The sequence below is a fragment of the Burkholderia sp. 22088 genome, from assembly GCF_052045915.1.
In the GTDB taxonomy this organism is placed as follows: Bacteria; Pseudomonadota; Gammaproteobacteria; order Burkholderiales; family Burkholderiaceae; genus Burkholderia; species Burkholderia cepacia.
Genome location: NZ_JBQEPY010000014.1, coordinates 108,492 through 133,107 on the forward strand (window position 1 = coordinate 108,492; position 24,616 = coordinate 133,107).

The window sequence follows — 24,616 nt, forward strand, 5'->3', positions numbered from 1 at the left end:
GACGTGAATCTGCGGCTAGATCCATTCATTGATTGGTGGGTGTTCGAGCGGTGGCGGCACGTATTCGGTGCCGGTGTCTTTGTCGATCAAGAGCCACTGCCCCTTGGAAAGCCGTTTTACGTGGCAATGCGGATGGCGTAGCTGCATGATGCGAACAGCGCGGCTGCGCTCGTATCGACGGATTGCCGCAATTACGACGCGGACTGTGTTGACGACTGCGATGAGCAGGGCCGCAACAGTCCCAATGGCGATGTATGGCCACGCGCCGGTACTGGCGAGCTGAGCGACCAGGTCGACGGCGATGGGGCTGGGTACCGCTAGAGTCTGGAGTAACACTTTCGATAACGCCAGCGGCCGGATTTAGCTCTCTTGCCGCCGGCGCCCGCGGTGAGCATTGAGGAATGGCCCGAAGACGATTGCGAGTCCTGCCGCAAGTGCCACGACGACCGCATACGCCCACGAGAGGCGCTCGCCTACCTCCCTCGCCAGTGCTTCGATCGGTCGCTGCTCGAGACCTTTCGACTTGCAGATCGGAGAAGCCGGAAGCGCATAGTCAGGAACTTTGTCCTTGCAAACCTGGATCCAAAGCGAGCCATGCTGCGCGGGCGGATTGGCCGCTGTCTGCGCGGCGAACTGCAAAACCTCACGCGGAATCGTCTGGAAGGAGAAGTTGCTGTAAAGAGCGAGCACGCCACCTACGATTACGCTCGGAAGCACGAAGAAAACGTAGAAGGCCCATTTGCCCACGAACAAGGCTTGGCTGAAGAGATATTGCGCGTAGCTGAGAGAGACGCGTTTGGATAGATCGATCATTGTGTGGTTGCCCGGTTGGAGTGACAAGGGCGACGGATGTGCCCACCTCAACCATGCAGCCGGTGGGCGCAGGAGGTGACCGGGAAAGGCCACCATTTTTCAGGAGCTTTCTTCCAAAGCCCCCTCAACCGGTTGCGTCCGCCCGTGATGCCTAAAAATTGAGCATCTGGTCGACGGTCCCAGCACTAAAGGGTCTGCGCCCGTTCTCCACAAGGTTGTCCAACGCTTTTGGGGAAAACTTGGTCCCGTCAACAGAGATGAAAGCAGCACGCAAACAGTCGTGATTTCCACCTTGTGGCCCGAAATGATGCGGCTACGATCGTCGTGTACTCCGCGTCTTCGACGCATCGACAACCAGCCACCTCGCGTGGCACCAAATCTTCCTACACAACCCGATCGGGGCATTCCCGGTCCGGGCGGTGCTCCGTCTTCTACTGGTGGAGCACATCATGTACAACGCTTTGATCGAGCAGTTCAAGTCGGCACAGACGAGAGCGGCCGACGCCTATCGCGCAGTTGCAGACGCAGAAATCGCCCTGTTTCCTGGCTGCGAAGATTACGAGCGTGCCACACGCTCGCGACACGAATACAAGGTCGAGCGAGAGTTGACGAAGTTCTGTGTCGACCTCTCCGAAGTAGTAGTGCGAGTCGCGCGGCGCGAAGTGGCGCCCGCCGGCACGCGTATCGAGATCGACCGAGCCGCCGAGTTGGAAGCGGCAGGCATCGATATCGGCGAAGCCATTCGATCAGGCACAACGCCGGATCTGGACGCATTCTGGTCGCATCTCAAGCAGAAGTTCGCAGGAGATGCCGGCGCATCGATCGCGTATCAGCAAGCCGCCAAGGCGATCATCGACGGGCTTTGGTTGAAGCCGACGACAGAAATGAAGCGCACCAACAGCGGCATTGTGATCGAGGCGTCGGTTGGAAGCGAAGCTTCCTTCAGCAGCAGCGGGTGGCGTCGCGTTAGCTACTACTCGCAAAGCCGCGTTGCAGCACTGGTGACGGGCCTCACGACATTTGCCGTGAAGTCTGGTTGTGCGGCACTTGCAGGCGAGCTAAGGCATTGCCGCCTCGTGAGTGACGAGTATCGCTCGCGAGACAAGGAGAGCTTCACTGGCCTGGAAATTGTCCGCTACAACGACAAATGGCAGTTCAAGTTCGCGCACGCGATCGGCGATGCGCTGTCGATCTTCATCAGCGAGTTCGGAGCCGAACATCTCGCATCGCGCGGATAGTTCGGTAGCTCCAACCTTCCTTTTTCGGCCCGCCTCGGCGGGCCGTTTCTATTTCTATCGAGAGATTTCTATGCAGACTGCATTCGATTTCGAAGCCAGCGACTGGTATGCGCCGCTACGGGCAATGAAAAGCCTCGGTTCGCTCGATGTCGGCGTGGCCCACCACGGTGAGCTGGCCGCAGCGCGACGGCGCCACCTCGGACAATTTTTCACGCCAGACGAAGTTGCCCGATATATGTGGGGATTCGTAGAGCGCTTTAACCCGAAGCGCAAGGTCCATGTTCTCGACAACTCGATCGGCTCGGGGCGCCTCCTGCAGTTCGGTGATCCGGAGCGGCATTCGATCTACGGCGTCGATGTACACGATCCTGCGGTGGCGGCATGTCAGTCGGCATTCGAGGGAGCGGGTTTCAAGGTATCGATTCGTCGGGCTGGAATGGAAGAAATCCGACCGTCCGGGTTCGACGTTGCGATGATCAATCCGCCGTTCTCGCTGCACCTCGAGTCGCCGCACCTGTATCCGTTCGAGTGCACCACGATCGGACGATATGGCCCGAACACCAGCGCGTTGTCCCATGACTATGCACTGGCTCAAGCTCTGAAAGCTGCTAACGTGGTCGTTGCCTTGTTACCGGCAACGATGGCCGAAGCAATCGCCGGTGCGACTTTCGGAAAGCCGTTTCACTACTACGGGGCCGCAAAACGGTTGGCCGGCTACTTCGAGCTGCCGGACGACGCATTCCAGCTGGAGGGCGCAAACGTCCGGACGGCAGTGCTTGTCTTCGATCGATACAGGACACGGCCGGGCGACTTCGTCCGTGCAGCTGCTGACCTCGGCCGACCCGCACCGCTCCTAAGCCTACATTGGGAGGAGCGGTCGTTTGATCGGCCACGGCTGCAGTTGCAGACGCTCGACGATTCCATTCCTGCAATCACACGACCGGTAACCGGAGACGCCCGCGTTGGCGTGGCGCATGACGGTCGCTGGATTCGACTGGGTTTCAGGTGCGGATTCACCGAAGCGATGGTGCTGAACGCTATCTACGATCACCGCATTTTCTCGACGGATGGCCATCGGTTGCCGCGCGGGTTCCGATATGCGGGTCAGGGGCTACTCGACCTGGAGGTGTATCTGGTACAGGACGATCCGCAAGGCGCCTTCGAGAGGCTGATCGAGCGTATCCGAGCCGCAGGCGGAGAACCTAGCGTCGCGCCCGGCCTGCGTGAGCACCTCGCCGCGCGATCCCGGCGATCACTGCGGCAGCAGACACCGTTGCGGCACGTTGTGTATTCGGCGGGAGCCGGATCGGCGTCGTCGGTGGTTGGCAGGGCGCGTGCGACGCATAAGGTTGACGACCGGATGTGGGCGAGCCCGCTCATCAAGGCAGGAGACGAAGTGGTGTTCGAGCGGGAAGCCGATGGCACGTACGCGTACGTGTTCAAGGGCGCGAAGTACCGCCTCGCGGTCGACGAGCTGAACGCGCGATTCGCGGTTGAAAACGTCGCTCAGGTATGGGAGGTTGTCCACGAAGGGTTGGCGGCGCGCTTTCCTGATCACGCCGCGGCGCTTCGTTCCCGCGTCAGTACACTCGGGATTCCCACGTGGTTGGACTGGGAATTCCAGGTCGACGATCTTATCGAGACGCTGATGAAGCCGTCGGGATGCGTGATCGCTTGGGAGCAGGGCTGCGGCAAGTCGCGGCTCGCGCTCGCGTTGATTCTGGCGGCCGGCGTCAAGCATGGGCTGATTGTGGTGGAAGCGCGTCTGGTCTCGGAGCTGTTGGCCGAAGCTGCGCTAACGCCGATTGGTATGGACGAAATCAAGGTTATCGAGTCGCCCGCCGATCTGGATGATCTGCGCCGCTTCAACCTGATCTCGTATGAGCGCTTGCGTATGGTGGTCGATCCGTCGCAGTCGAGACGGGCGACGTATGCGCACCGCCTGCGGCGTCGAATTGGGCTGCTGGTCGCTGACGAAGGGGAGCGTCTAGCGAACCCGACAAGCGAGCAAAGCCGTGCGCTGTGGCGATTGTCGGCACGCCGGCGGTACGTGCTGACGGGTAGCCCAATTCCGAACTACCCGCGAGACGCGTTCGGTCTGATCGCATTTGCAGGGGGTGATGGCACCGCTGCTCAACCGTACGGGTATCGTCGCGGCTATCTCGAACAGAGCTGGCTCCAGTCAGTAGAGTACGCCGACCGCGGCATAGATCGATTCCGAGACGATTTCGTCGTGACGGAGTGGGTCACGTGGCAATTCGCGGAGAACTTGCAGGATGGGGCGAAGCGCGAAGTGCCGAAGATAGGAAATCTGTCGCTTTACCGAGCGATGCTCGCGCCGCACCTCAAGCGTCGCTTGGTGTGCGAGCCGGACGTCGCGAAATACATCCAGATCGAGGCGCCGGAAATCCGCGTTCACACAGTGGACTGGGAGCCGGATCATCTCGCGATGTACTTGCGCGCGGCCGACGACTTCGCATCGTGGTACCGAGATCGCCAGAAGGACGGTACATCCTGCAATCTGGTGACGATCCTTGCGAGAATGCGGGCGGTGCACTTCGCCGCAAACTATCCGCAGTACGGGATGGAGGGGATCGAGCGCCGCAGTGGGCTGACCAGCAAACAGCGTGCCGTGATCGACCGGATGCGGGAGATTGCAGCCGAAGGTAAGCAGGCGATCGTTTTCGCCGAAAACCCCGGCGTGCTGAATCTGATCGCCCGCGAGCTCGACGTTAGCAAGATCGACACGGTGCTGTTCCATGGCGGTGTCCCGATAGCCAAGCGGGTGAAGGCAAAGGACCAACGGTTCCTCACCGGACTCGCAACGGGCCTGCTTTCAACCAAGGAGTCGGGTCGGGCAGGCTATAACCTCCCGAACGCGGACTATGTCTTGTTCTACGACCGGTCGTGGACCTGGCGTGCGGAGTACCAGGCGATGCGGCGGGCCTTGCGGTGGAATCGCAAGGGGCGGTTGAGTGTCGAGTACTTCCACTTGCCCGGAAGCATCGATGTCTATCAGGACCAGATGGTCGCGCACAAGCGTGACGCGATGCAGGCAGGTCTGGACTGGGCGACACCCGAGCTCGAAGACGAGGCGTTTCTGCACATGGACACCTTGCTGGATGCGTTCGTCGAAGACATTGCACGGCTTCACGGTGAAAAGACGTACGACATGCGTAAATTGTTGAAGGAGGCAGCGTAATGAAAGCGGAACGGCGCGTGACTGTTGCGATTGGCGATGGCGTGGTGACGATCAAGCGGGATGGGTCGAGCACCGCAACCGTTGCGGGAGTTCTCGGAAAGGTGACGAAGGGCGGTGCGGAAGTGGTATGTCTCGATCGCCTTGTCCACCAACCGTACGAGACCGAGTTTGTTGGATGGATGGTCAGCGGCGCTGTCACGACGTTGCTCAGTCGCTCCGTCAATGGAGAAGGTGCAGCGTAGCGTTCAGTGGACGCCCCAGTTCCTTTGCTCAGGCCCGGTCATTTGATCGGGCCTTTTTAATTGATGCGCGCGGCGGGCGCACGCGCTTGAAAGCTGGGTGTTTCTTTCGGGCTTTCCGCGGCAGTCCCGCGAATTCAGGCGGTATCTTTTCCTCATCTACCGCGTCTCTGACGCATCGACTCAGCCGGCGTCGCCGGCATTCCTTTCCAACCCCATCGGGAACCACTCCCGATCGGGGGCAGGTTCCCACTTCGGAGGACCTGACATGCAACACGCACATCTGCAGCAACCCACCGTCAAGCTGCGCCGGATCAAGCTCGGGCGAAACCCCCGAACGTACTTCGACGACGCCGAGATGGAGGAGATGAAGGCTACGGTCCGCGTAAGCGGCGTCCATACCGCGGTCATCGTTCGGCCGCTCGACGAAGAGTACTTCGAGCTGATAGCCGGAGGCCGTCGGTACAAAGCCGCAATGGAAACGCGCGGTGAAGACTACGACATGCCGGTTACGGTGGTGTTTGTCGACGATGCCGAAGCTGAAGACATCGCTCTCATCGAGAACATCCAGCGGTCGAACCTTTCCCCCGGTGAAGAAGCAGTTGACGCAGCGCGACTGCTCGGCCGCTGCAAGGGCGATCGCGAAGAGGCTGCCAGGCGAATCGGCTGGAGCCTTCCCACGCTCAACAGTCGTCTCGCGTTGCTGAACTGCAGTAACGAAGTCCTCATCGCCCTGAATACGCGCCAGATTCTTCTTGGTCATGCGGAGCTGCTGGCCGCGCTCTCCAAGGAAAATCAGGATCGCGTTCTTCCGGTGATCATCGCCGAGAAGAAGTCCGTCACCGACGTGCGAAAGCTGGTCGAGAGCGCGGCATGCTCTCTGTCCGCCGCTATCTTCGACAAAACCGATTGCGCGGCGTGCCCACACAACTCGGCAACGCAATCCGAGATGTTCGGCGAGTCGATAGCGACTGGTAACTGCACGAATCGCCAGTGCTACAACGGAAAGACCGAAAAGCAGCTCGAGGCGATTGCTGACGGCTTGCGGGACGAATTTCCGACCGTACGGATCGTGCGCGCCGGTGACAACCACACGCGCGTCCAACTCGCGGTCGAAGGGCCGAACGGGGTGGGCGAGGCGCAAGCGAAGGCGTGCCACGGCTGCCAGAACTACGGCGTCGCGGTCAGCGGGTTGCCGGACTCTCTCGGCAAGACCTTCCGCGGCCAGTGCTTCGACACTGTGTGCAATATGCGCAAGGTCGCGGACCGGATCACGGCTGAGAAGGCGGCGGCGAAAGCCGCGACCTCTGACACCAAGGGTTCGACCGTTTCGACTAAGGCAGCTGGTAAGGGCGGATCCGATACGTCTGCGCCGACGGCGGTAACCGTCGTCGCTGAGTCCGACCGGGTGAAGCAGTACCGCGAGGCACTTTGGCGCAAGGCTTTGCGGCGGGACGTCGGCAAGAACGCGGCGCTCGCGCGACAGTACCTGATCGCAATCGTCCTCGCGGGATACGCGCGCCAGATCAAGGAGGACGTTTTCCGATCCGTCTACGAAAAGGTGACGGACGAGAAGGCTCCTGCAACTGATCTCTCGAAGGCCCTTTTTCTCGCTTGCGCCACGTCGGATGAGCAGGCCGCGACGCTGGTCACCGGCATGTTCGTCGCGGCGATCGAAGGCCTCGACGTTCCGTATCTCAAGCAACTCTGCAAGCACCACAACCTCGACCTGACGCAGTACTGGAAGCTCGACAAAGAGTTTCTGGAACTCGTCACCAAGGCCGAGATGATGGTGATCGCGGACGAGCTCGGGCTGCGCACGGCGATGGGCGACAACTTCAAGAAGGTGTTCTCGAAGGCGAAGGCTGATGTCATCACGGCGTTGCTCGCCGTCGAAGGGTTCACCTACGAGGGCAAGCTCCTGAAGGTTCTCAAGTTCTAAGTAGCGGGCGGCTTATGGCCGAGCCGCATCAACATTCTTCGCCGCCTCGTGCGGCGCATATTTTTTTGGAGATTTAAATGTTTCAAGCACTCGAACCGCTGCTTCGTTCCGCGGAAAAACTCGTCTTGTCGCTGACGATGGATGGCGACAACATCGTTGTGTTTTTGACGCCGGCCGGCGGTAAGGACGCGATGTTGCGACAGCCGTTGATCCTGAAAGCGACGGCCAGCGAGCTCGACGAGGGTTTCGCGGCGGCGATCGGTAGCTTTACCGCGGCGCACCAGTCGCTCGGCGAACAGGTGGCGGCTACCAACGCGATCCTGGAAGCCCAGCAGCAGACGCAGGCGACGAAGGCGCAGAAGGTCTTGGCGAAAGCATCGATGCCGACGGCCGCAGACGCGGGCGCAGGCGACGCCGACGACGAAGACGGTGCGACCGCCACACCGGCGGATGTCGCGCCCGCTGCCGCTGAGAAGCCGGCCGGCACGGATCTGTCCTCGTTGATTCTGTGAGGTAAATCATGTCGATCAGCATTGCTGCACTGGTACGCGAGTTCACCTACAACGGTATGGCGCTCATGGATCCCGGCCCGGCATTCTCGCCGGATCAGGTTCGTGACCTGTACACCGCTCAGTATCCGGAGCTGACGACCGCTGCGGTCGACGGCCCGGACATGAAGGGCGAGGTGGCGCACTACAAATTCGTCCGCGCAGCGGGTGCCAAGGGTGCCCATGCGTAAACGCGATCTGCTCAAAGCCCTGTCCGCTCCGGATGGTGGCTTCAATCAACAGGAACCGGCCGAAAGGCCGGTTTTTTTATATGACGAGGAAATGCGGAAATGTTCTTCGATCCTGCACTCCCTGATTCAAGCATCGCAGCTGGCTCGGCCGCGCGCTGGCAACCGCCACGCGCTGCCGCTGCCGGACGTCGACCTGCCGCTGATCTTCTGACGCTTCCTTCCTTCTCGACGGAGGTGCCGGGCGCGGTGCGGTTGAAGTGGCGCGAAAACGTGAACCTGTCCGATTTGGTCCTTAAGCATTTCCAGTACGGGCCGTTACGCGCAGGCGATGTTCATGATCCGGCCGACGCCGGCGACGCGTTCCAGCAGGCGTTTCATGCGTGGACGCGACGTCAGCATGGGCAGTTTTCCCGGCTGCGATTCACGCCGCATCTATTCGACGCGCATGCGGTTCGTGATGTTCTCGATGGCCTCGGTAACGGGAACAACGATGAGGATCCGACGCCGCTATTTTTCGGATTCGGTCTTGAAGACGAGTGGGTCTACTCGCTTGAAGGGGCGATCGAGACACTGCGGTCGGCCCACCCGTTGCTCTTCCGAACGGTGATGGCCGCGGTGTACCGCGCATCGGCCCGAACGATGTTCATCCGCCTGCCTGACTGGTTCATATACGAATTTTCGTGCTGGTATTGGGACGGCGATCCGAACATTTCAGACAAGGATGCGGACGAAGCGCTGAAGGAACGCTTCGAGGACGACACAGAAACACGCTCCGCGTATCTGCCGTCGGTTGTTCGGCCACAGCTTTGCCCGGACGACGCTGATCCGTGTGTGTTTAGCGGCGGTAAGTGGCGTGATCGGCGCGCCATGACCGACCCGGAGCTGGTGCGGCTTCGCGCTCGCAGCAGGGGCATGCCTCGGCGCGTATGCACCGAGGTTCTCAACCTCCGGGCGCTGATGCGCCGTAGCCGAACGCGAGATCTGTTTCACGTGAGCTACGACGCAAATCCCGTCTATGGAATTTGTTCGGTGATCGTCGAGGACAACGCGTTTGTTGGCGACCTTCTCGACCATCACTTTGACGGTGCCGCTCAATGCGGGGATGCAACGACCTATAGCGGGTTCTCCCGGCTGGAGTCGACTCCGAAGGCTATCCGCCGCCAGTACGCCGACCTGGCACTGGCGTTTCGAATTCTCACGCATCTCGACCGACTTCTCGCGCTGGTGAGCCAACCTACTTAAAGGAGTGTGTTATGTCTGGTATCTCGGCCGGTAGAACCGGCTCTGATGTCGCGTTGTCGCAAGCGCTGTTGCTCTATACGGGCAAGGATGGCGCGCACTTTGCGACAGCCCACGCTGTCATCGCTGACCGCAAAAGCGGTCGACCCGTCATTGGCGCCGGTCGTCCGCTTGACCGGAAGGTGCTTGTTCAAACGCTTCAGCATCTCGCCGAACACGTTGCCCCGCGGGCGGAGTTTTTGCCAGCGACGGTGCTCGGGGTCTCGCCAGAAGCAGTCACGTGGTGGTGTCCGCCAGCGATGCGCCGGGTGTTCTTCGAATGCGAGAGCCTCGGTAAGCGAAGCGCCGTGGTTCCGAATCCCGGGTTGGTGTTCCAGGCCTCGAATCAGGGTTTTTCCGTGTTTGCGGTGGCATGCAGCGATCGCCCCGTACGCGAGACGCCGCTGTTCGAGCCGCCGTACTTCAACACCTGGGACATGGGTCGGATCTGCATCGGTAGCGCGCGGGTTCCGAAGCGTGTGGATGTGGCGTCGATCGATGGCTGGGAAGCCGGGTTCTTCGACTCGGCCTTCACGCATCCGAACGCCGGCGGTAAACGCATCGAGTACAAGGACGGCGAGTACGCGTTCTGGCGGGACATGCTCGACGGCAAGTTCGGCGAGACGTTTCCGCTCAACGCGCTGGTCCCGATGAGGCGGACGCTCGAGCAGCTGGTGAACGGCCAACTCGGGAGGAATGCATGAATCCGCTCGATACCGTTCTTCAGCAGTCGTTCCCCTCGGTGATGGTTCCGTCGCGGGAGGCCGTTGTCCCGATGGCGCGTTCGGGTGAGCGTCTGCTCATCGCATCGGATGGCGTCTATCTCGAAATCTCGCGTCCCTGGGTGCACGTGGTGCGTCGCATCGCGCAGTACGCGGTCTCGACGGCTGTCCCGTACGGGAACGTCGAAGAGACGACGGTGCTCTTGTGCGGGCAGATTCCCGTCACGCTCGTCGCGGAGTTTCATGCGATGGCCCGGGCGGCGTTGCCAAACGAGGTCGGCGCGTGGATTGTCTGGAACAGCGTGACCGGTGAGTTCCGTATCGTTGCGTTGCCTTCACTGTCGCACGGGCCGGGGCATCTGGTCTATGAGCGTCCGCGACTGGCAGATGACGAATGGCTGGTGGTGGATTGCCATTCCCATGGCACCGGCCAGGCGTTCTTCTCGCGCACGGACAATCAGGATGACAAGCACGACGTGAAGTTTGCGCTTGTGCTGGGCGATTGCGATCGTACGCCGTCGGTCGCGCTGCGGCTTTGCGCGAAAGGAATCTTCGAGAAGTTCGAACGCGTTCCCGAGTCATGGGCGGCCGCGCTGACGACGGAGGTGGTGTGATGAGCGAGGTGATCACTCACAGTATTCCGGCCGACATGATCCGTCGGCCGTGGCGTGTCGTGGTTGTTGGAGCCGGCGGGACCGGGAGCGCATTTCTTCCCAGTCTCGCGCGGTTGCATCACGCCATGATCGAGCTCGGCCACCCTGGCGGGCTCGAGTGCACGGTGTACGACGATGACACGGTAAGCGAGACGAATGTCGGGCGGCAGGGGTTCTATCCCAATGACGTCGGGCATTACAAGGCGCTGCTGCTCGTGAATCGGCTCAACAACCTGATGGGTACCAACTGGGTTGCGGAGCCGCGGCGTGTCGATTCGTCGGTGCGGATCATCGCCGACATCGTGGTGGGTTGCGTCGACTCACGTCGCGCGCGGCACGCCATTGTGCGGGCAGCGAAGCGGGGGAGTTGTCGTTACTACCTCGACTGCGGGAATGAGACGGATCGCGGCCAGGTCATCCTTGGCGAGCTCGGCCGGGCCCGGCACGACAGATTGCCCCATGTGGGTGATCTGTTCCCGGACCTGCTGAACGCCGAGAACGACAAGGACGACGACGCGCCGTCCTGCTCGATGGCTGATGCCCTGCGCAAGCAGTCCCTGGTCATCAATCAGGCGATCTCGGTACAGGCCTACAACCTACTCTGGACGCTTTATCGGACGGGGTCGCTGAAGTATTCGGGCAGCTTTGTGAACCTCGAGACGGGGCGCACAAGCCCGATACCGATCGATCCTGTCGCGTGGGCGCGCTTCGGATATGACGCACCAAAGCCGAAGAAGTCGAGGCGGCGCAAGGGCGCGGATCCGATGGACCCGGATATCCCGTGGTAGATTGCCAACCCAACTTCAACCAGCGCCTCCCGAGTAATCGGGCAGGCGCTTTTTTTTCGTCCAGTGGAAAGCGGGGCCGTTTTCTCGATGATTCTGGCGCGCGGCGCCGGCGCGCGGTCCTACACTGAATCTGTTTCTCGCGCATCTGCGCATCGACCCAATCGCATCGGCTCTGTCCGTGCGCATTTCTCTCACCGACAACGTGTCGGCTCCCCTGTCAGGGCAATCTCCCTGACGGGCGATTGCCCTCTTTTTTGAGGCAATCGTCATGCTCAAGCTTCTCATCTCTGTCCTGCTTCTCGCGTCCCTGACCGCATGTGCTTCGTATGACTTCGGCTCTCCCGACGTCTACCAGCGCTACGACGTTCAGCGCGCGGGTGAAATCGAGGCGGCCACCGTCGTCAGCGTGCGCGGCATCACGATCACCAACGAGTCGGACCGTTCCGGCCTGGCGTCGCTGTTGAGCGCGGGTGTCAGCGCATTTCTCGGCTCCCGCACGATCGGTGGCGGCAACGGGCGGTACATCGCCGGCGCGCTTGCTGGCGCCGGTGCGGCCTACGTCTCGCAGCGTCTGTCGGAATCGCTTGCGCGTCACGCCGGCCTTGAGGTCGTCGTACGCACGGGATCCGGGCGGACGTTGGTGGTCGTTCAATCCGACGAGCAGCGCTTCGCCCCCGGCGATCGCGTGATGCTCGTCAGCAGTTCTGCCGGCATGCGCATCACGCGCTGAGCCGTTTAATCGCCGGCAGCCGCCGGCTTCTTCCTGCATAGCGAGGTTCCCGTCCGGGGCCTCGCTTTTTTTATTCCGAGGGCAAGATGTTCAAGGTACCGAAAGTTTTGTATGCGGATCGGCGCGCGGGCGGCGTCGCGTCCGATGCGGCGTTGACCCAACATGCAACGCGAATGCTTTACCGTGTTGCGCGCGATCTGCGGTTGCGCGCGGGCGAGCACGAGGTGGTGGCTGAGCCGGCGAAGGCCGGCCGCGGCTGCCGCGTCACCCTGCGCACCAGCCGGATGATGCTCGAGGTTGCGGATTCGACGTCGCGCCAGCATGTCGCGGTGTCGTTCCGCACCCGGCGCGGTTGCCGTGACCTGTCGGGCGGTGGCGACAACGTCGTGCCGCTCGCGCAGCTCGACACGGACGAGGGCTACCAGGCATTTCTTGGCGGCCTGCGGCTCGTGGATGGTCTCGATAGCGACAGGCGATAGGGGGCTTGATGCAATTCGTCGACGTCTGCATTGAGTACCCTTCGGGGGTGACGATCATCGATCGCGGGTCCTATGACGCGGATCTGGGCATGGTCTATGTCTCGGCCCGCGTCCGTGCCGTCCTGGCGGTAGTGCACGACAGCGAGCCGCCGCCGACGATCACCGCATCCTGGGATGGGAATGAGGCCAAGCTCATTCAATCGACTGGGGATAGCTTTGCTGTCGTCTCGGTGGTGCCGCCGGCGGCCTCGTCGCGGTCCCGCTTGGGTACGCGGCTTGTTCGCGCGTCCTGGTCGAAGGACCAGCGGCAGCAGTTCGGGCGGTTCTGCCACACGCTGACGGTTTCGTCGATCGTGGGCTTAGTCGGCTACGTGCACGCCATCTCGGAGTTCTCGATCTGGACCGCGATGAACGTCGCTGCTCTGGTCGTGATCGGTGTGATAACCTACATCGTAGGCATGGATTCCATGAACGGAGAATGAATATGTACTTCGGTCCTGTTGCACTGCTTCTGACGCTGGTGTTCTGCGGCTACGGCATCGTCGCATGCGAACGCGGTCGCAAGGCGGAGCGCGACCAACGTCGTTCTCTGCGTCACCACACGCATTAAATCGAACTGACGGCCGACCCTCTGGGCGGCCACCTTCCTATCAAGGGCTACACCTTTCGGTGTGGCCCTTTTTATTTTCGGGGTTTCCATGTCTGAAGTACTGGATTTGCCGGTCGAACTGGCGAGCGTGCCGTTCGAGCCGGTCGGCAAGACGGTGGGTGAGGTCGCCGCAGAAATCGACGGTGCGTTGCGAAACGGCGGCCTCGAGCCCGAATGGGTATTGCCTGCCAACCAATACGCGACTGCACCCGAAGAACTTTGCGGGCTCCGTGCAACATCGGCGTGGCCGAAAGCACCTTATCTGGCAGGGCAGACCTGCGTCTCGGTAGTTCGGTTCGAATCGGCGACTGGTGTGCAAGTGAACTTGATCCGAGCGATGGACGGGCATAGGCGCATCCAGCCGGTGATTCGCATCGGCGCGCGCTCGCGGTCCGATGCCTGGGCAATTGCTGCCGCCGTATCGCGATTGTTCGACCTCGACTGACGCATCACCCTCTCTCTCTCCCAATCCGGGGCAACTGCCCGGATGGGGTGGTTGCCCCTTTTGCAAGGACGACCACTCATGTACACGATTCACACCCCTAACGCAGCAATTCAAGTCGACACCCTGGCGCACGTTTTCCACGTGTTCTTCCACGACGCATCGCTGTCCGCTTACGACACGACGGAAATCTCGTTGACACGTGGTGGTACCGCGCTGCCGATCCTGCGCTACAACGGGATTTTGACCGTCCGTCAGCCGGGCACCGCGCACGCGATCTTCACGTCGATCTTTGCCGAACTTCGTGACCGCTGGTTCACCAAGGACGGAAGGCAGCTGCAGCCATGGCAGATCACCCGCAAGCGCTGGGAAGTTTTCCAGTTCGTGTTCGAGCTGGCGAAGCGGCCGGCGTGGATGCTGTCAGGCGAGCAACTGGAGGCCGAGGTAGAGACTGCGCGTGCCGCCGGATCCAATTTTCGCCTACCCGATGTTTGCGATCAGGTCGCCGTCGACCTCTTCGGCTACACATCGCAAGGACCGCGTCTCTCGCTGTCGGGCGGGGTCAACGGTCGACACGAGCTCCACGTCGCCTATGCGCTGTTCCAGGATCAGCCGATTCCTGACGCGGTGTTGGCGGACTATCGTGGCGACACAAAACACTTCCGGTACGACCTGGAGTGGTTCCCCGTCCTTCTGGAGGTTCCCGTTCTTCGTAACTCGCTTCCGTACAACGTCATGCAGTCTGCGGTGGCGATCTTCCGTCACGAAAAGCGGACGATCGACGCGGCGCTCGGCGCGAGGGTCGTCGAGGCGTTGCGGACCGCTCCGGCGAACAGCACGTATGTCGACGTCGACGACAGGCTGTTCGCCGATGGCCTCGTGGACAAGCCGGCCCTTCCTGAGCAATACCAACGCCCGTTGGATGTTGGTATAGGGATGTCTCCTGTCGCTGAGCGCTTGCGTGAGCTGATTGGGGACGCGGTCCTGAGGAAGGCGCTGGACAGTCTCGAATCTGACCGACAGAAAGGGCGGATCTCGCAACGGCAGTATGACCTGAGGACCGATATGGCGAGGTTGGATCGAGGGCGTACGACGTTCGAAAGGCCGAACCAGTTTGCGGCCGCCGTCGAGGCCCGTGACGTCGCCACCCTGCTGAAGTTTCTGGATCACCCCGACGGTCGGAACGACCAAAGCAAGCAGGTGCTTCGCGAGCAGTTTGGGCTGTCGTTGCGCGGGCTGAATTCGGCCCGCCGGTGGCGCGCGATCTTTGCGTTCTGCGGCTTCGATGAGGCGGCACAAGCCGAGTGGCAGGCGAAGCAGGACGCCGCCAAGGCGCAACGTCTCGCCGAAGAGGTCGCCAACGACGCGAAGCAGCAGGCCGGCCTCGCGCGGTATCGGACGCCCGACAACACCGTCATCACCGGTGTCGAACACGTCGATCGCGCGATCGCTGACGGCTATTCCGAGATCCGCAGTTTTCGCCATGGTGCGGCGACGCGCTACGCGTTGGCCAAGCCGGGTTCCACGGAGGCGCGGACGCTTCACGCGACGAATGGCACGCTGGACTATGCGCGGTCGCGGCTCACGTCGTTCGCCGGTTGATCGAGGAGCGAAAGATGCGATTCGATCGAACCGTGCGGTACGGAGACTACGTCTGGACCCGCCGAAAGGAGCAGGCGTTTCTCAATCGGCACATACGTGTTGCTCGGAAGCTCGAGCGTGACTGCCCGCTGTTCGCGGATCAGCTTGCGCCGGCACCCGAGACGGACGTCGACGCGGAGAAGGCGCTGCGTATCGACAGGGCCCGCCAGAGCGAGCAGCTAATGCGTGATCTCGACGCAAGGCAATGGCGCGCCGGTCGTGCGTCCTATTTCGCGTGCGAGCCGGAGATTCGTGCGCGAATCATGGCCGAATGGACCGCGTGGCGGGGACCGGCAACGCCGCTGTACTTCATCTATGTGGTTGAGAAGCACAACGGTGTCGGCGAGGAGCGAACGCGACGGATGCGTGAGCGCGATGCTGAGATCCGGGAGGCAGTCCTTCCGATGGTGAACGTTCAGGGCGACCTGCTTGGGACGTAAGAGGTGGTTCGCCCACCGATGTTGAACAACCGGCGCCACGTGCGCCGGTTTTTTTTCGTCCGTACGGAACGGGATGGTTTCAAAGCCCCGCGAATTTCTCGATCTTTCCGGCCGACCCAAAGAATTGCGACTCCTACACTGGCTTTACTCACCGCGTCATCGACGCATCGAATCCGCCGCAATGCGGCCACCTACAGCCCCAGGGGATCATGCCCCGCAGGGCGTCGTTCACGGGGCGATACTTTCGAGGTCACCCATGAGCCAACCTGACGCGTCAACCTCCTTGCGATTGGACGCCGTTTCGATCGCGGAGATCGAAGGGGCCATTAACGTGTGGCGCAATCGCTCGCCGGTGCCGACTGGCCCCGATGAGCTGCTCGTTCTCTGCGCCGAGGCACGCGTTCTCGCGGACGTCTACGGCGTCATGATCGTGAACCGCTCAAGCAGTGTCCCGCGATCGTCACTGACGCCGAAGCAGGCCGCGGCGCTGCTCGGCGCACGCGCGTAAGTACAAACCGGCGTCCCAGGACGCATCGATTCGCCGCATCGCGGCATCTTCAATCGCCCCGCAGGGTCACGTCCCTGCCGGGCGCGGTTCCCGTGGGGCTCTTTCAATTCAGGAACCCCATGAAACTCTCTCCCGCACGTCTTACCAAGCTGCTTGCCGCCTATATCCCGAATCGCTTCCCGGTCCTGGTCTCCGGCCGGCCGGGTATCGGCAAATCTGACATCGTCGAGGCTGCCGCCAAGGCGGCCGAGCACGACCTCCTCATCAGCCACCCGGTTGTCGAAGACCCGACGGACTCGAAGGGGTTGCCGTTTCCGTCGTCAGACGGCACGCATGCTCGATTCTTACCTTTCGGGGACCTCGAGAGGGCACTGTCGGCGACGCGTCCACTGGTCTGGTTCTTCGACGATCTCGGCCAGGCTTCGCCGGCGGTGCAGGCCGCCAAGATGCAGCTGTTGCTGGCGCGTCGAATCGGCGAACACCAACTGCCGGACTGCGTCACGTTTGTCGCGGCGACCAATCGCCGCGGAGACAACGCTGCGGTCAACGGGATTCTCGATCCCCTGATCTCGCGCTTTGCGGCTGTCGTCGATCTTGAAGCCACGGTGGATGACTGGACGACCTGGGCGGTTCAACAGAACGTGCCGCCCGAGCTGATCGCGTTCCTTCGTTTCAGGCCCAGCCTGCTCTGGGAGGAGCGTAGTAGTCGCGACATCGTTGCGTCGGCAAGTCCCCGCAAATGGGGATTTCTGGCCAAGACGATGCAAGCTGTCCCGGCGGATATGCTGCCTGATGCGATCAGTGCGACGGTCGGCGAAGCTGCCGGCACCGAGCTGCTCAGCTTTCTCGCGATCTACCGGGCGCTGCCTTCGGTCGACGCGATTCTCCTGAATCCCGATTTGGGCCCCATCCCGGAAGAGCCAAGCATCCTGTACGCGCTCACCGCCGCGCTCGCACACAAGGCGAGCGACGGCAATTTCGAGCGGGTACTGCGATATGCGGATCGCCTCGTAGATGCCGGCCATCGCGAGTTTACGGCGCTGCTGGTGCGTGATGCCACTGCGCGCACGCCCGAGCTGGCAAACCACCATGCGTTCATTCGTGCGCAAGGCGGCGAGATCGGCAAGATCATTCGCGGCGAGTAACCGTCTTCAAACCCCGTAGTGCCTTTCCCTGTTGCCACGGCCGATTCCGGTCCGTGGTTTTTTTTCGTCTCGACATTTTCTGTCTATCTGGAGCTATTCATGAACATCACCGATCTGCAGTCGAAGGTCATGTTGTCATCCCTCGCAATTTCCACGTGGGTTGCCCGTCGTTACGACGGGAAAGTCACCGAGGAGGTCGAGAAAAGCCACCGCGCGCGCGGTATCGGACGCTTCAATAAGCGCCTGCTCCCCGAGCACGCGCCGAGCTATGCCGAAGTGCTGTCGATCGGCAACAGGATTCGCTCGCACTACTATGGCCGGACGCTGAAGTACGACCAGCTGGGCGTGCGTTTGCTGCCGACCAGGGTCTACATGGAGCTGGCCGACCGACTGCGTGCGATGAAGGACGAGTTCGATCTCGCGGTGTCGATCTTCCTGACGAACTACCTCGACCTGAAGGAGCAGGCGAGGGCGGAGATGAACACCCTGTACAACGAGGCGGACTATCCGAGCCTGGCAGAGCTGAAAGGCAAGTTCGGCGTCAAGTTGTCGGTGCTGCCGTTCCCGGACGCCAGCCAGTTCGGTGTGGACCTGCCGAACGATGTCCTGACTACGTTGCGCACGGAGATCGACGAGCATGCGATGGCGTCGATCCAGACCGCAAACCACGACCTGGTCGGGCGGCTGTACGAGGCTGTCTCGACGATGGCTTCGCGTCTGTACGCGTCCGGTAACGTCCGCCTCGACGTCGCGAATCACGTACGCGAATTGTGCGATCTGTTGCCGAAGCTGAATTTCAGCAACGACCCGAAACTCGCGCACATCCTTACGGAGGCGAAGCAGCACCTCGCCGCGCACAACGGCGCCGAGCTCAAGGAGTCCAGCGTCCTGCGTTCGCAGGTGGCCACCAAGGCGACCGAAATCGAGGGACTGATGGCGGCTTTCATGGGCGGAGCGCCGTCGGTGCCGCTGACCGACCAGGTCTCGGCTCTGTCCCCGACTGGTCTGTCGTTCCTCGCCGCTGCATGAGGTCGCCATGGACGCACGCATCGCGAAGCAGCGCACCGCGCTGGTACTCGACCACCCGTTCATCGGCGCCCTGGCGCTTCGGCTCAAAGTCCGCGAGGATCCGAGCTGCAGGACGTTTTGGACGGACGGCGAATCGCTGGGCTATAACCCGGCGTATGCGGCGGACCTGACCGACCTGGAGATCCGTGGCGTGCTCGCCCATGAGGTGTGGCACGTCGCGAACGGGCATTGTTGGCGGCAGGGATATCGCGATCCGGCAGGTTGGAACGAGGCGGCCGACTACGCGATCAACCCGATCGTATTGGATGCCGGCATGCAGCTTCCACGTGGTGCGCTCGTCGACCCGTGCTTCAAGGGGATGTCCGCGGAGGAAATCTACGGCAAGCGCCTGAACGATTCTCGGCAAACGGCGAAGCGACAGGGCGGCAGCCAGCCGTCCCCTCCGCAGTCGGGAGGCAAGCCGGGAAAATCCGCTGGCTCGCCGGGCGCTGAACCGTTGGATCCGGCGGATGATCGGTCGGCCTGGCCTGCCAATTCTTGCGGGGAAGTTCGGCAGTACGCCGGGCCCGATAAGGCGGCCAAGGAAGCCGAGTGGAAGCTGGCTGTGCTGCAGGCGGCCAAGGCGGCGCAGGTCTGCGGGAAGCTCGGAGGCGCGTTACAGGCCGCGGTCGAGCAATCCGTGGCACCGGTGGTCGACTGGCGGTCGCTCCTGCATCGATTCGCGCAGGATGCGGTGCCGACGGACTACACGTGGGCGCAGCCGAATCGGCGCTACCTGCACCTCGGCATGTATTTGCCGTCGCTGAACGAGCCGCAGGTGGGTGATGCGGTGTTCGTCCGCGACGCCAGCGGCTCGGTCTGGGACGAAACGCAGGCGCAGTTCGCGGCCGAGATTCTGGCGGTTGCCGGTGCGATCCGCCCGCGTCGCTTGATCGTGATCGATTGCGACGAGCGTGTGACGCAGGTTCAGGTCTTCGAGTTGGGAGATCCGGTCGACCTCGCGCCGCTGAAAGGCGGCGGTGGCACCTCGTTTGTCGATCCGTTCCGCCGGATAAAGGGTGAGGACATCCGCCCCGCGTTCCTGGTGTACCTGACCGACATGGAGGGGATGTTTCCCACCGAAGAGCCGGCATACCCGGTCCTTTGGGCGTCGACGACACCGCTGAAGCGCGCCCGGCGCGCGCCGTTCGGCGAGACGATCGAAGTCGTCTGTTGAGCGGCTGCAATGGCTCGCTATTTCCTGAAACACACCCGGTCCACGTGACCGGGTTTTTTTTGGTCCCTCGCAAACGCCTGCCACCAGTCCAGAGGTAAGAGCGGGGAGAAAGCTATACGTTTTTCTGGAGCATTTCGGTTTTACCCCCTCAACCAGTTGCGCGCGATGCCGTGCTTTGTGCGTACCGCGGCGCACTTCGCCAGCCGCGGAAAAGCTGCTCAATTTAGCCATTCTTTCAGGCGATTGGCGGATGTGCCAGCTTGAACAATAGCTGCATGTCTGAAATTGCCGAAAGTCCCTTCCTGAAGGTCGCACGACTCGAAGAGAACGCTGTGAAGCTGTTCTTCGAGTCGTTGAAGTTGATCGAAGAACCGCTACACAACCCGAACGTCGCCGAAGTGTTGATCAACAACGCGGGCAACATCTGGGTCGAAGAGCGGGGCGTGATGCATCGCCTGGACGCCCAGTTCAATCCGATGACATTGACCGGTGCTATCCATTCGCTCGCAGCCTCCGTCGAGAAGTCGGCGCTGCGGGGAACCGCGCAAGGGATCATCAACGCGGGGCACGACAACCTCCGGATCGCCGCGGTCATGAAACCGACCGCCATCGACGGTGATGCGCTCGCGATACGTCGACATCGTGAAACGAATCTGGCATTGGGGGACTACACCCGGCTGGGGGCGTTCTCTCGTGTGCACGCGAAGCGCGACGCCGAGCGGGCAATTTTCCCCCGGGGCGCCGAGAACGAGGTGCTGGAAGAAGCTTTCGCCGAAATGGTGAGGAGCCGGGCCAACGTCCTGGTAGCGGGCGGAACCTCTACCGGCAAAACGACCTTCCTCAACGCGCTCAATGGCGCGATCCCGGACGACGAGCGTGTCATCACGATCGAAGACACGAAGGAACTGAAGCTGACGGTTCCGAATCTCGTCCGCTTGCTCTCGAATCTGGATAAGGGGGTGACTGCGCAAGTGCTCGTTGCACTTTGCCTGCGGTTCCGACCTGACCGAATCATCGTCGGCGAAGTGCGCGGCGGGGAAGCGTACGACTTCATCCAGGCGCTCAGCACCGGCCACGACGGCGGAATGGGTTCAATTCACTCGAACGATGCGCGCGGCGGCTTGAGCCGCCTCGAGAGCCTTGCAATGTTAGGCATCCCGCCGGGCAGCCGTTGGGAGCTGGCCGACATGCGCAAGGCAATCGCCGACTGCTTCCACTACGTCATCCACCTTCGTCGCACGGGCGAGCTGCGCCACGTGTCCGAAGTGCTGGCCATCAAGGGTTTCAAAGACGGGGACTACGTCCTCGAACGCGTTTTCTAACCACACGGGGTTTTCGATGAAGAAGCACATCCAAACGTTGTTTTCGCTGATCAAGAAAAAGGCGCTGGACACCGCCCGCTATTTGTTCGGGCGGGGACAACGGCTCTCGACACTGATCGCACTGATCCTCTCGTTTGCCGCGCTACCCGCAAAAGCGGTTGACCTGGGCGATCTGGGCAATGCCGCCAACTTCATCTGCCTGATTCAAGCGTACGTCAGTGGGCCGTGGCTGTTCGGGATCGGCATCGTGCTGATCATCGTCGGTGGCGTACTGATCGCCAACTCTGAGAGCAACTTCGGGAAGCTGCTTTCGACGGTGATCGTGGGTCTCGGCTTTGCGTCCTGCGCGACCGCGCTCGTGAAGAACCAGCTGAAGATCAACTACACCTGTGCGTGAACCGAAAAAAGTCAGCCGGTCGCTTTCGCTGCCGCGCCAGATGGGTGGCGCCGATCGCGGACTCGCAATCGCCAACGGCACGCTGACGGCGCTGCTCTGCTACAGCAGCATGTCGCCGATCTATCTTGTCATCGGCATCGTCGTGCACTGGGTGCTTCGTTGGCTTTCGTCGAGCGATCCGTGGTGGAAAGAGGTACTGGTCGTCTACAACCGGTACCCCGATGTGCACGAGCCGTTGCCTACCGCCGATGTCGCCGCCCGATTCCGGCGACCGTATGGATTTGATCAGGAGCTGCCGCTGTGAGCGCGAACCCGAAGCGTCGTGCGATTCAGGAAATCGCCCCGTGGGCAACGATGGTGACCCCCGAAGTCGTTCTCGACAAGGACGGGTCACTGTTGACGCTTTACACGTTCGAAGGCGTGGATGCGGACAGCCCGAACACTGACGAGATCTCGGCGGCCCGCGACAACCTCGACCACGCCTGCAAGAACTTCGATCATCGGATCACTGCGTGGTGGCGTATGTCGCATCGTCGCGTCCGGGGCGAGATCAGTGGACGCTTCGCATCGGTGATGGATCAGCACGTCGACGCAATCAACCAGAAGAGTGTAGGGAGCGGAAAATACTTCCGCAATACCCACTCGCTCGCGCTGGCGTATACGCCCGAGACGGGTATCAACAAGCTTTTCGAGAAGATCGCCTATCACATCACGGTGGGCGGCAAGTCGGTACCGATCGCCTTGCTTGAGACTGTGAAGGATATGGTGTTCACGCGTAGTGCATTCGTGTTCGACATGGAAAGGATCACGTCGGATATCAAGCGCTTCGAAGGCATCCTGGACGCGTTCAAGGGGGGCGTAGCCCGCCTCAAGATGAAGCGCCTTCAACTGCAGAACGCGCTCGCCTTTCTGCACCAGACCGCCAATCCGTCGGTTCCGCCGCGGCGGGTACGTTATCCCGTGACGATGCTCGACACGCACCTGACAGAGAGCTTCGTGACGTACGGCGCAGAACACATCATGTTCGAATCCGCCTACGGCACGCGGTACGCGAAGATCATCGCCGTGAAAGAGTGGATGGGGTTCCAGGAGGCCGCGCTCGACGTCCTCGCCGACGTCGACGCCGAGTTCGATGTGTGCGTGATGTTTCGATTCCTGTCGACCAGCAAGGCGCAGGCGTACATCGAGAAGATGCGCAAGTTCTACAAGGTCGCTGCATTCAGCCCGGTCAAGGTACTGAAGAGCTTTTTCTCGAAGGATGAGAAAAAGGAAAGTATGGAGAACGAGAAAGGGCGTGAAATCCTCGCCGAAGAGGCGGAGAACGCACTGGCGCGCCTGATCGCCGACGGCCAGCAGTACGGCTTCGCGAATATCTCGGTAGTCGTCTATGGGGAGACGATCGATGAGTGCGACGACAACGCGCGCGAAATCGTTGGCCGCATCGGTAACGCCGGCTTCGGTGTGCTCGTCGAGAAGCGGAACCTCGCCGCGGCATGGGCATCGACGCTGCCGGGCAGGTGGGACCAGCAGAAGCGGCTGCAGTTTGTCGAAACGCCGGTGGTGTCCGACATTGCACCCGTGCGCGGTGTTGCGGAAGGGAGCGACGTCAACCAGTGGCTCACGCAGCAGCTCGGACAGAAGGTCGGCCCGCTGACGCTTCTTCCGACGCGTCATCGTACCCTGCAGCGCGTCACGTTGCACGATCCGAGCGGGAAGTCTCACACGCTGATTGTGGGCCCGATCGGTGCCGGCAAGACCATTTTCCTCAACTTTCTCGTCTCGCAAACGGGGCGCTTTCAACCGCGCCGCATCAAGTTTGACAAGAACCGGTCGACGCGCATCCCGACCGTGTTTGCCGACGGCAAATTCGTCGATGCAACCGGCAAGTTTGCGGCCGCGACACAGGTCAACCCGCTATCCCTGCTGGCCGATCCGCGGCACTACACGTACGTGTCGGACTGGGTCCAGATGGCAATTGAGGGCGACGGTGAGGACTTCACGTGCAGCCCGCAACAGCAACGGACGATTTACGAGCGGGTCGTCACGCTGGCGCAGGGCTATGGCCGGGAGTACTGGACGCTTTCGTTCCTGACCACGTTGTTGCCCGTCGAGTTGCGCGAGCGCCTGCAGATCTGGACGAAGGGGGAAAAGAACGGTCGTTTCTTCGATCACGTCGAAGACGCGTTCTCTCTTTCGGACGATCTGGCGATCGAGATGGGCGAGCTGTTCGAAAGCTACCCGGTCGCAGCGGCGCTGTTCATGGACTATGCCTTCTACCGCATCTCGCAATGGCTGGATGGCAAGCGCGTCACGATCATCGAGGTCGAGGAGTGCGGCTTCTTCTTCCGGTACCCGCGCTTCTATGCACGGCTGGAAATGTGGGCGGTCACGATCCGCGGCCTGAACGGCACGCTCGTCATGGCGACGCAGTCGCTGAGCCAGCTTGAGCGCGTCCCGAACTTCGAAATCTTGAAGGAGAACATCCAGAACTTCTTCTTCCTGCCGAACCGTGACGCCCGGAACAACAAGCGCCTCTATCGCGACGTGTTTGGGCTGACCGACGACCAGATCGACATGATCAGCGAGGGCATTCCCAACCGCGACTACCTATGGGTCACGCCGGATCACTCCCGGATGTTGCAGGCGAAATTCCCGAAGGAAGCGCTCGCGATCTTGCGCGCAGACGGCGCGGCTCAGCGCACGCTCGACAAGCATTTGGCCACCGGCTCGCCGACGTGGCGTGAAGATTATCTCGAAGAAATGGCCACCGTTGACTGAGAGGGACCCAATGAAGCTCAATCCGACTCCCAACCTGCAGTCTCTGTACCGCGACCTCTTCGCGCTCACCGCAGACGAAATTGACCAGATCGCCATCGGGACGCCCGTTCGCGTCCTTCTGATTGCGCCGCCGGGCGGCCCGCTTCGGTCGCTTCAGGAACAGCCGCACGACGTACCTACGACGCCGTGCGCCGCTCGTACGGCGGCATTTCGATTCCTCGACTGA

At 61.6% G+C, this 24,616-nt stretch carries 28 protein-coding genes; 26 read left to right on the forward strand and 2 right to left on the reverse strand.

Annotated elements, in window-relative coordinates:
* Positions 1-15: 15 nt before the first annotated feature.
* A complete protein-coding gene (locus ACTJLD_RS25760; RefSeq protein ID WP_062911832.1) occupies positions 16-336 on the reverse strand; it encodes a hypothetical protein in 321 nt (106 codons plus the stop codon).
* Positions 337-360: 24 nt separating this feature from the next.
* Entirely contained in the window at positions 361-813 is a 453-nt protein-coding gene (locus ACTJLD_RS25765) for a hypothetical protein (protein ID WP_151062623.1), read from the reverse strand.
* A 449-nt stretch (positions 814-1,262) separates the two neighbouring features.
* On the opposite strand from ACTJLD_RS25765, the gene ACTJLD_RS25770 reads away from it, so the two are divergent.
* From ACTJLD_RS25770 to ACTJLD_RS25895, 26 genes are all read left to right on the forward strand, one after another.
* Positions 1,263-2,051, forward strand: a complete 789-nt coding sequence (locus ACTJLD_RS25770) for a hypothetical protein (protein WP_151062622.1) — start codon at positions 1,263-1,265, stop codon at positions 2,049-2,051.
* A gap of 70 nt (positions 2,052-2,121) precedes the next feature.
* Positions 2,122-5,253: an SNF2-related protein gene (locus tag ACTJLD_RS25775; RefSeq protein WP_233629406.1), complete on the forward strand. Its 3,132-nt coding sequence runs from the start codon at positions 2,122-2,124 to the stop codon at positions 5,251-5,253.
* Complete coding sequence (locus ACTJLD_RS25780; RefSeq protein ID WP_062911834.1) at positions 5,253-5,495, forward strand: hypothetical protein; 243 nt, start codon at positions 5,253-5,255, stop codon at positions 5,493-5,495. The genes ACTJLD_RS25775 and ACTJLD_RS25780 overlap by 1 nt, the downstream gene beginning before the upstream one ends.
* Positions 5,496-5,760: 265 nt before the next feature.
* A complete protein-coding gene (locus tag ACTJLD_RS25785) occupies positions 5,761-7,434 on the forward strand; it encodes a PRTRC system ParB family protein (protein ID WP_151062621.1) in 1,674 nt (557 codons plus the stop codon).
* A 77-nt stretch (positions 7,435-7,511) separates the two neighbouring features.
* Complete coding sequence (locus ACTJLD_RS25790; protein WP_062911835.1) at positions 7,512-7,946, forward strand: PRTRC system protein E; 435 nt, start codon at positions 7,512-7,514, stop codon at positions 7,944-7,946.
* An 8-nt stretch (positions 7,947-7,954) separates the two neighbouring features.
* A complete protein-coding gene (locus ACTJLD_RS25795) occupies positions 7,955-8,173 on the forward strand; it encodes a PRTRC system protein C (RefSeq protein WP_046424183.1) in 219 nt (72 codons plus the stop codon).
* Positions 8,174-8,272: 99 nt separating this feature from the next.
* Complete coding sequence (locus ACTJLD_RS25800; RefSeq protein ID WP_151062620.1) at positions 8,273-9,415, forward strand: PRTRC system protein F; 1,143 nt, start codon at positions 8,273-8,275, stop codon at positions 9,413-9,415.
* 11 nt (positions 9,416-9,426) lie between these two features.
* Positions 9,427-10,155 carry a PRTRC system protein B gene (locus ACTJLD_RS25805; RefSeq protein ID WP_062911837.1) on the forward strand — a complete coding sequence of 243 codons (729 nt, stop codon included), beginning with the start codon at positions 9,427-9,429 and terminating at the stop codon, positions 10,153-10,155.
* A complete protein-coding gene (locus tag ACTJLD_RS25810) occupies positions 10,152-10,787 on the forward strand; it encodes a PRTRC system protein A (RefSeq protein ID WP_151062619.1) in 636 nt (211 codons plus the stop codon). The genes ACTJLD_RS25805 and ACTJLD_RS25810 overlap by 4 nt, the downstream gene beginning before the upstream one ends.
* Entirely contained in the window at positions 10,787-11,614 is an 828-nt protein-coding gene (locus ACTJLD_RS25815; protein WP_151062618.1) for a PRTRC system ThiF family protein, read from the forward strand. Before ACTJLD_RS25810 ends, ACTJLD_RS25815 begins: the two co-directional genes overlap by 1 nt.
* 268 nt (positions 11,615-11,882) lie before the next feature.
* Complete coding sequence (locus tag ACTJLD_RS25820) at positions 11,883-12,344, forward strand: hypothetical protein (protein ID WP_151062617.1); 462 nt, start codon at positions 11,883-11,885, stop codon at positions 12,342-12,344.
* A gap of 86 nt (positions 12,345-12,430) precedes the next feature.
* Positions 12,431-12,823: a hypothetical protein gene (locus ACTJLD_RS25825; protein WP_151062616.1), complete on the forward strand. Its 393-nt coding sequence runs from the start codon at positions 12,431-12,433 to the stop codon at positions 12,821-12,823.
* Between the two features lie 8 nt (positions 12,824-12,831).
* Positions 12,832-13,305: a hypothetical protein gene (locus tag ACTJLD_RS25830; RefSeq protein WP_124680441.1), complete on the forward strand. Its 474-nt coding sequence runs from the start codon at positions 12,832-12,834 to the stop codon at positions 13,303-13,305.
* Complete coding sequence (locus ACTJLD_RS25835) at positions 13,302-13,433, forward strand: hypothetical protein (protein ID WP_257737063.1); 132 nt, start codon at positions 13,302-13,304, stop codon at positions 13,431-13,433. Before ACTJLD_RS25830 ends, ACTJLD_RS25835 begins: the two co-directional genes overlap by 4 nt.
* Positions 13,434-13,521: 88 nt before the next feature.
* Positions 13,522-13,917 carry a hypothetical protein gene (locus ACTJLD_RS25840; RefSeq protein ID WP_151062615.1) on the forward strand — a complete coding sequence of 132 codons (396 nt, stop codon included), beginning with the start codon at positions 13,522-13,524 and terminating at the stop codon, positions 13,915-13,917.
* A gap of 78 nt (positions 13,918-13,995) precedes the next feature.
* Positions 13,996-15,516: a hypothetical protein gene (locus tag ACTJLD_RS25845; RefSeq protein ID WP_151062614.1), complete on the forward strand. Its 1,521-nt coding sequence runs from the start codon at positions 13,996-13,998 to the stop codon at positions 15,514-15,516.
* 14 nt (positions 15,517-15,530) lie between these two features.
* Complete coding sequence (locus ACTJLD_RS25850; protein ID WP_151062613.1) at positions 15,531-15,995, forward strand: hypothetical protein; 465 nt, start codon at positions 15,531-15,533, stop codon at positions 15,993-15,995.
* A gap of 256 nt (positions 15,996-16,251) precedes the next feature.
* A complete protein-coding gene (locus ACTJLD_RS25855) occupies positions 16,252-16,503 on the forward strand; it encodes a DUF3717 domain-containing protein (protein ID WP_151062612.1) in 252 nt (83 codons plus the stop codon).
* Positions 16,504-16,622: 119 nt separating this feature from the next.
* A complete protein-coding gene (locus tag ACTJLD_RS25860) occupies positions 16,623-17,648 on the forward strand; it encodes an ATP-binding protein (protein WP_151062611.1) in 1,026 nt (341 codons plus the stop codon).
* A 99-nt stretch (positions 17,649-17,747) separates the two neighbouring features.
* On the forward strand, positions 17,748-18,677 hold the full coding sequence (locus ACTJLD_RS25865) for a hypothetical protein (protein ID WP_151062610.1): 930 nt from the start codon (positions 17,748-17,750) through the stop codon (positions 18,675-18,677).
* A gap of 7 nt (positions 18,678-18,684) precedes the next feature.
* Entirely contained in the window at positions 18,685-19,893 is a 1,209-nt protein-coding gene (locus tag ACTJLD_RS25870) for a vWA domain-containing protein (protein WP_151062609.1), read from the forward strand.
* Between the two features lie 275 nt (positions 19,894-20,168).
* Positions 20,169-21,215 (forward strand): CpaF family protein, encoded by a 1,047-nt coding sequence (locus ACTJLD_RS25875; protein WP_062911845.1) that lies wholly within the window; start codon positions 20,169-20,171, stop codon positions 21,213-21,215.
* A gap of 16 nt (positions 21,216-21,231) precedes the next feature.
* Positions 21,232-21,612, forward strand: a complete 381-nt coding sequence (locus tag ACTJLD_RS25880; protein ID WP_151062608.1) for a TrbC/VirB2 family protein — start codon at positions 21,232-21,234, stop codon at positions 21,610-21,612.
* A complete protein-coding gene (locus tag ACTJLD_RS25885; protein ID WP_076889324.1) occupies positions 21,605-21,916 on the forward strand; it encodes a VirB3 family type IV secretion system protein in 312 nt (103 codons plus the stop codon). Before ACTJLD_RS25880 ends, ACTJLD_RS25885 begins: the two co-directional genes overlap by 8 nt.
* The gene (locus tag ACTJLD_RS25890; protein ID WP_151062607.1) at positions 21,913-24,390 is read left to right on the forward strand and encodes a VirB4 family type IV secretion system protein; all 2,478 of its coding nucleotides are present in this window, start codon (positions 21,913-21,915) and stop codon (positions 24,388-24,390) included. The genes ACTJLD_RS25885 and ACTJLD_RS25890 overlap by 4 nt, the downstream gene beginning before the upstream one ends.
* A gap of 10 nt (positions 24,391-24,400) precedes the next feature.
* Positions 24,401-24,616, forward strand: coding sequence for a hypothetical protein (locus ACTJLD_RS25895; protein ID WP_062911848.1), 216 nt, complete (start codon positions 24,401-24,403; stop codon positions 24,614-24,616).

Bases quoted from the DNA above. Each gene is read 5' to 3' on its own strand.
- ACTJLD_RS25815 (WP_151062618.1), top strand. From the start codon at position 10,787: ATGAGCGAGGTGATCACTCACAGTATTCCGGCCGACATGATCCGTCGG.
- ACTJLD_RS25775 (WP_233629406.1), top strand. From the start codon at position 2,122: ATGCAGACTGCATTCGATTTCGAAGCCAGCGACTGGTATGCGCCGCTA.
- ACTJLD_RS25875 (WP_062911845.1), top strand. From the start codon at position 20,169: ATGTCTGAAATTGCCGAAAGTCCCTTCCTGAAGGTCGCACGACTCGAA.
- ACTJLD_RS25840 (WP_151062615.1), top strand. From the start codon at position 13,522: ATGTCTGAAGTACTGGATTTGCCGGTCGAACTGGCGAGCGTGCCGTTC.
- ACTJLD_RS25820 (WP_151062617.1), top strand. From the start codon at position 11,883: ATGCTCAAGCTTCTCATCTCTGTCCTGCTTCTCGCGTCCCTGACCGCA.
- ACTJLD_RS25765 (WP_151062623.1), bottom strand. From the start codon at position 813: ATGATCGATCTATCCAAACGCGTCTCTCTCAGCTACGCGCAATATCTC.
- ACTJLD_RS25785 (WP_151062621.1), top strand. From the start codon at position 5,761: ATGCAACACGCACATCTGCAGCAACCCACCGTCAAGCTGCGCCGGATC.
- ACTJLD_RS25865 (WP_151062610.1), top strand. From the start codon at position 17,748: ATGAACATCACCGATCTGCAGTCGAAGGTCATGTTGTCATCCCTCGCA.
- ACTJLD_RS25830 (WP_124680441.1), top strand. From the start codon at position 12,832: ATGCAATTCGTCGACGTCTGCATTGAGTACCCTTCGGGGGTGACGATC.
- ACTJLD_RS25810 (WP_151062619.1), top strand. From the start codon at position 10,152: ATGAATCCGCTCGATACCGTTCTTCAGCAGTCGTTCCCCTCGGTGATG.
- ACTJLD_RS25860 (WP_151062611.1), top strand. From the start codon at position 16,623: ATGAAACTCTCTCCCGCACGTCTTACCAAGCTGCTTGCCGCCTATATC.
- ACTJLD_RS25880 (WP_151062608.1), top strand. From the start codon at position 21,232: ATGAAGAAGCACATCCAAACGTTGTTTTCGCTGATCAAGAAAAAGGCG.
- ACTJLD_RS25895 (WP_062911848.1), top strand. From the start codon at position 24,401: ATGAAGCTCAATCCGACTCCCAACCTGCAGTCTCTGTACCGCGACCTC.
- ACTJLD_RS25805 (WP_062911837.1), top strand. From the start codon at position 9,427: ATGTCTGGTATCTCGGCCGGTAGAACCGGCTCTGATGTCGCGTTGTCG.
- ACTJLD_RS25780 (WP_062911834.1), top strand. From the start codon at position 5,253: ATGAAAGCGGAACGGCGCGTGACTGTTGCGATTGGCGATGGCGTGGTG.
- ACTJLD_RS25770 (WP_151062622.1), top strand. From the start codon at position 1,263: ATGTACAACGCTTTGATCGAGCAGTTCAAGTCGGCACAGACGAGAGCG.
- ACTJLD_RS25795 (WP_046424183.1), top strand. From the start codon at position 7,955: ATGTCGATCAGCATTGCTGCACTGGTACGCGAGTTCACCTACAACGGT.
- ACTJLD_RS25825 (WP_151062616.1), top strand. From the start codon at position 12,431: ATGTTCAAGGTACCGAAAGTTTTGTATGCGGATCGGCGCGCGGGCGGC.
- ACTJLD_RS25850 (WP_151062613.1), top strand. From the start codon at position 15,531: ATGCGATTCGATCGAACCGTGCGGTACGGAGACTACGTCTGGACCCGC.
- ACTJLD_RS25835 (WP_257737063.1), top strand. From the start codon at position 13,302: ATGAATATGTACTTCGGTCCTGTTGCACTGCTTCTGACGCTGGTGTTC.
- ACTJLD_RS25800 (WP_151062620.1), top strand. From the start codon at position 8,273: ATGTTCTTCGATCCTGCACTCCCTGATTCAAGCATCGCAGCTGGCTCG.
- ACTJLD_RS25845 (WP_151062614.1), top strand. From the start codon at position 13,996: ATGTACACGATTCACACCCCTAACGCAGCAATTCAAGTCGACACCCTG.
- ACTJLD_RS25790 (WP_062911835.1), top strand. From the start codon at position 7,512: ATGTTTCAAGCACTCGAACCGCTGCTTCGTTCCGCGGAAAAACTCGTC.
- ACTJLD_RS25870 (WP_151062609.1), top strand. From the start codon at position 18,685: ATGGACGCACGCATCGCGAAGCAGCGCACCGCGCTGGTACTCGACCAC.
- ACTJLD_RS25855 (WP_151062612.1), top strand. From the start codon at position 16,252: ATGAGCCAACCTGACGCGTCAACCTCCTTGCGATTGGACGCCGTTTCG.